Raw genomic sequence first — 4,986 nt, 5'->3', positions numbered from 1 at the left:
AATGCATTCACCAAACGGCCCTCAGTAATGAAATAGTTAATTTAGCATACCGGCTACTTAAACTTTGCAACAGTCCCTTCATTTATCGGCGACTCGCGGGGGAACTCTGCCTCAAACACGGCATCTGGCGCCCCATTTTCTTCAAAAAGAAAATCGTTGAACGTTACTGGCGTCAGGCCATCATTACCTTATTACGGGAAAATTACGCGACATTGAATTTACCAATGACTGGCTTCGAGCACATCCGTGATTACCGCGAATGGTGCCAATTTCTTGAAGCTCAGTACCAGCGACGCTGGAAAATTCACTTCGCTAAAAAAACTCGAAACCCCCGCCAAAGCGTCAATTATCTTGGCCGTTACCTGAAACGACCGCCGATAGCTGCTTCAAAATTACGTCATTACACCGGCGGTGCGGTAGTTCATCATTATTTTGACCACCGGACTCAGCGCCATCGCACACAACGACTGAGTCAGGAAGAGATGCTATGGCGTTATATCAATCATATCCCGTCTCGCCATTTTTAAATGGTCCGATATTACGGCTTTCTGGCCAATCGAAAGCGGGGGGCTTTATTACCGAAAGTGTATGAAGCACTGGGGATGACAGTGAAGGCTAAGCCGCAAAAACCGGGCTTTGCATCACTGATGAAGCAATTTACGAATGTGGACCCATACCAATGTGTGTTGTGTGGGAGCCGAATGGTTTTAATTGTGCAGAGGCTGGGCTTCGAGCCGAAACATTATTAGACATGCGTCGTCAACAATTTAAAACTGAGCGATGGTTACAACAAGCGGCATAGGGATGATCCGCTTAAAATTCAGTTAATCGTATACTAAATATCCAAATAATGAAAATACAGACAGTAACTTATCGATAAAATAGGTGATCAGTCATCGGCATAGCGGGCAATGGTTAGAATATAAAGGCAAAAGTGACATTCAGTCTCCTAACCATTAATTATTCCTCAAGGAATGAACATCAGCCAAAAGCCATGGGATAACTTAAAAGTCACTCAAGAAGGGGTCGTGTATTCAATATAGAGATTACTACAATAGGTAGTGTTCACGCTCTATGAATGTGCCGATGACTTTATCATGCATTTCAGGTGACTTCGAGTAGCCTAATGTCTTACGGTTAAGTCGCTTTAAGCGATTTCTTAGGTTCAAGTTTTCTCTTTCTATTCGTTGGGTATAAAACTTACTTGCCACGTGTTTTTGTTTGGGCAATATCTCATAAGCACTGAACTTATCCGTGCACCAAAAAGCCACATTAAACCCTGACAGTAAAGCCAGTAACTGGCGAAGGGTTCGCTTGTTTCGATGACCAAATGTATGCGCAATAATTCGTTTTAGGCGAGGTTCCCAAGCATACCAGAGCCAGCGTTGTTGTTTCTTATTAACGACAAAAGACCACTGTTCATCGACTTCACAAAGGAGTTCAATGTGCAGATTATCAAGGGGTAAAGAGGTTATCTGCCTCGGCGATAGTTTTTTAAAGTGCGAGCAACCGCATTAATGCTGATATGAAGAGCTCTAGCGGTATCACGAATCCCGGCATTATTCATCGTGAGGTCGATAATTTTATCTTTGGTGCCAGGTTGGCAGGCACGATATTCATAGTCGAGTTGGAAGCTTCGGCAGCAGTCTTGGCAACGATAACGTTGATGCCCAGTGCTCCCTAACCCATGTTTTTTCACTGAGGGCGTTTGTTGACAAAATGGGCACCTTACTTCGACTTTAGCCATGAATATTCTCCGGTAAATTACCTTATACAGGATGCTCACCGGATTGAATACATGACCGAAATAAAGGCGGTAAAGGGGCATTATGGCTCAATCGATATCAGGGACCAGCGGCTTCCGCCATACCGTGTTGAGCCAATGGTTTCCTCCCATCTATCGTGTTCGGAAAGTAAGTCTTTAATTGATTGGAATTCGATATGCGTTAAAACGCCTTCTTCTTCCCCATTTTGTGATAGTAAAAGATAACCTTGAGGTATGCGAACTGAGGATTGAAAGGCGGTCTTTGCAGATAAACGATAAAATGTGGTGATTGTATATCCTCGGCGTAATAGTCCGAGGAGTTGTTCTGTTGATATCGCCATACGTTTTTCCTCTCTAAATAGAGTGCTGATTATTTTTGTTGATAACGTAGTTGAATTCGACAGACTTGTGAACAACTATAGCCTGTGGCATCGGCGGTTTCACGAATGCTGAGTCCTTTTGTTTTTCGGTAGTAAATCACTTTCTCATGACGCTCTTTATCCGCCTGCTTTCCTTTGTATTTACCTAAAGTTTGGGCGCGTTCGATACCTTGTTTTTGTCGTTCGCGGCGACTGACCCAATCTTTGTGTGACATGGCCGCCATCAAATCAATCAACATGGTATTAATAGCAGAAAGTACAGCTTGTGTGATAGGTTCGCTCTGTGTGGGAGCTTGGTTATTTAAGGCTTGCCAAGATGTTGGAATATCGAGGCTGACAATCCGTAACTCATGTTGTTCTATTTGTTTTTTTAATTTTAGCCAATCGGTATTATTTAATCGAGTGAGTCTATCAATTTGTTCAACTAATAAAATATCACCTTGTTGACTATCATTGAGTAAACGCGAAAGTTCAGGGCGTTCTAATTTCGTACCACTAATATGCTCGCGATAATAATTCGCAATTCGTCCCCCTCGTTCTTCAACAAAATCATTTAGCATATTTTTTGCTCTATCTGCATATTGATCTTCAGAAGAGGCTCTGAGGTAAGCTCGTATGAACATTTTTTCACCAATCTATCGCATTTAAATTATCTCATTAAAAGTGTCTCATATAGGTTATAGCATTGATAGTGAATTGATAGTTTTTAGCTTATATCATTGGAGTATACCCTAAGGCTATAAGTAAATTGGCATAAAGTGTAACAAAAACATTGACTATCCCCATTTTGGGTATATTATAGTGATAACTACAAATCTAGGTACAAGTATGAAAGCGTTATTTGTAGAATTACCTGCTTTTGAGCGATATAGGGAAAGTTATCTAACAGATGATGAGTTTCGAAGCTTTCAAATTATGCTATTAAAAAATCCATTATGTGGTGATGTTATTCAACACACAGGTGGTTTACGGAAAGTTCGATTTTCTGACTCAAAAAGAAATAAAGGAAAACGTGGTGGTACCCGAATAATTTATTATTGGTATTTGGAAAAATCACAATTTTTGTTATTCACTATTTACGGTAAAAACATTGCAGATGATCTAACAACAAGCCAGCGAGAGCAATTAAGTAAGATGTTAGATATGATTAAAAAAAGGAGTAATGATGACTAAACGTGATATTTTTTCTGAGCTCCAAGAAGGAATGGATGCGTGGAGTGAGTTTAACGAAGGAAAGAAAACGTTAAAGACTCATCGTATCAACATGAAACCTTTGTCTATGACACCTACCGAAGTAAAAGCAATACGAGAAAAATTAAAATTATCTCAAGCAGTCTTCGCTCAGTATTTACATACAGGAGTTACGACATTGCAAAATTGGGAGCAAGGGCTTGCAAAACCTAATAAACAAGCTGTCTTGTTGCTCAAAATGGTAGAAAAAAGACCTGATACCTTAAATGAATTAGCTGGATTATAATGGTTGAAAGGAAGGACCGTGGCAACGGTTTTTCCTTTTTTATCATATTAAGTTTTTTATGTGCTACTAGCCTTATCAAGTCATTAAGGGCTTGTTGCAAGTAATAAATTTGTGCGTTTTTGCTCTGTGTTAATAGGGGGGTCAGGCTAAAACCGCCTCTACATTAAATAATCGATTCATAAAGGCAGATCGCTCTCGCACCCGAAATTTAGCTTCGTCACGACGTAACCAGTCATCAAATTGACCTTTATTCAGTTTTCGCAACGTTTCAAATCCTTGGAGAGTTGACCAAGCACGCTTCGCAGATTTGAAACCGCCTGTCGCAACAATCAATTTTTTAATCGGGGCGTGATCCGATTCAATGCGGTTGTTGAGGGTTTTAATTTGCCATTGTTTTACGTCAGCCCAGAGTTTCCCTTCTTTAATTAAACGAGCTATGACGTAACCGTAAGCTGCGTGCTTATCGGTGTTTAACGTTTTGGGTTGTCGTTCGGAGCGATAAAGTTTTAATACGCGTTTGATAAATGCATAGGCAGCATAACGGTTACGTTTGGGTGAAAAGTAAACATCCAGCGTATCTCCGTATTTATCTATTGCACGGTAAAGGTAAAACCATTTTCCGTTAACTTTGACGTAAGTTTCATCGAGCTGCCAATATGAAATAGCCCGAATGAATTGATATTTTTTGAGTTTTTTACGGAGAATGGGTGCATATTTAATAAATCAGCGATAAATCGTTGAACGGTGAATCGAAATTCCCCGTTCAGCCAGCATATAACTGACGTTGGCATAGCTTAACGGTGTAGCTCCATACCAACGTAAGCACCAAAGGATGCTCGTGGGAGCAAAATGTTTCCATTTAAACTCGTTTGGTGGCATGAGTTTATCCTAAAGCGATGACCAATACCGTGAGTGTTTCTCATTTAGGTAATTTTTGCAAAAAGCCCAGTAGAACTTAGGTGAAAAAGGTCATTTGAAATTCGATTCGTGAGCATAGAGGTAGTTAAATTTTATATTCCCATTAAATATCTTCCGATTTTGGTGCAATTTTGTGGCTTACGATCTTCTTATATTTAAGCAGATAATCAAATGTAATACTTAACAAAGGTAAAATATTTGAGGTTTTTATTTGTAATAATGTCATTCTGTAGGTCTTATAATGACAAAAACACAAAAACACAAAAACACAAAAACACAAAAACACAAAAACACAAAAACACAAAAACACAAAAATGTATTTACAATGGAAATTGGTTATGCAATCATAAACACATAAACACATAAACACATAAACACATAAACACATAAACACATAAACACATAAACACATAAACACATAAACACATAAACACATAAACACATAA

Annotated in this window: 5 protein-coding genes and 2 pseudogenes; 3 read left to right on the top strand and 4 right to left on the bottom strand. The window is 39.2% G+C overall.

Annotated features, from left to right (window positions below; all coding sequences use genetic code 11):
• Positions 1 to 76 precede the first annotated feature (76 nt).
• Positions 77 to 802: pseudogene (locus AC4IFT_RS22160) on the top strand (IS91 family transposase); the annotation flags it as partial.
• Between the two features lie 247 nt (positions 803 to 1,049).
• Here AC4IFT_RS22160 and AC4IFT_RS22155 read toward each other — a convergent pair.
• The 3 genes from AC4IFT_RS22155 to AC4IFT_RS22145 form a co-directional block, all read right to left on the bottom strand.
• Positions 1,050 to 1,747, bottom strand: a protein-coding gene (locus AC4IFT_RS22155; protein WP_490752877.1) for an IS1 family transposase whose coding sequence is annotated in 2 segments (ribosomal slippage) — positions 1,050 to 1,498 and positions 1,498 to 1,747 — 699 coding nt in all. Because the reading frame shifts where the segments join, the coding sequence is not laid out codon by codon here.
• A gap of 80 nt (positions 1,748 to 1,827) precedes the next feature.
• Positions 1,828 to 2,106, bottom strand: coding sequence for a cytoplasmic protein (locus AC4IFT_RS22150; RefSeq protein WP_490752875.1), 279 nt, complete (start codon positions 2,104 to 2,106; stop codon positions 1,828 to 1,830).
• A 29-nt stretch (positions 2,107 to 2,135) separates the two neighbouring features.
• The gene (locus AC4IFT_RS22145) at positions 2,136 to 2,768 is read right to left on the bottom strand and encodes a recombinase family protein (protein WP_490752873.1); all 633 of its coding nucleotides are present in this window, start codon (positions 2,766 to 2,768) and stop codon (positions 2,136 to 2,138) included.
• A 205-nt stretch (positions 2,769 to 2,973) separates the two neighbouring features.
• Between AC4IFT_RS22145 and AC4IFT_RS22140 the strand changes: the two genes are divergently transcribed.
• A complete protein-coding gene (locus AC4IFT_RS22140; RefSeq protein ID WP_490752871.1) occupies positions 2,974 to 3,318 on the top strand; it encodes a toxin in 345 nt (114 codons plus the stop codon).
• Positions 3,311 to 3,622: a helix-turn-helix domain-containing protein gene (locus tag AC4IFT_RS22135; RefSeq protein ID WP_490752869.1), complete on the top strand. Its 312-nt coding sequence runs from the start codon at positions 3,311 to 3,313 to the stop codon at positions 3,620 to 3,622. The genes AC4IFT_RS22140 and AC4IFT_RS22135 overlap by 8 nt, the downstream gene beginning before the upstream one ends.
• A gap of 141 nt (positions 3,623 to 3,763) precedes the next feature.
• On the opposite strand, the pseudogene AC4IFT_RS22130 reads toward AC4IFT_RS22135, so the two are convergent.
• Positions 3,764 to 4,501: pseudogene (locus AC4IFT_RS22130) on the bottom strand (IS6 family transposase).
• Between the last annotated feature and the right edge of the window lie 485 nt (positions 4,502 to 4,986).

It is taken from the genome of Providencia sp. UF-183 (assembly GCF_058246155.1).
This window is presented reverse-complemented; position numbering and strand designations above follow the sequence as displayed.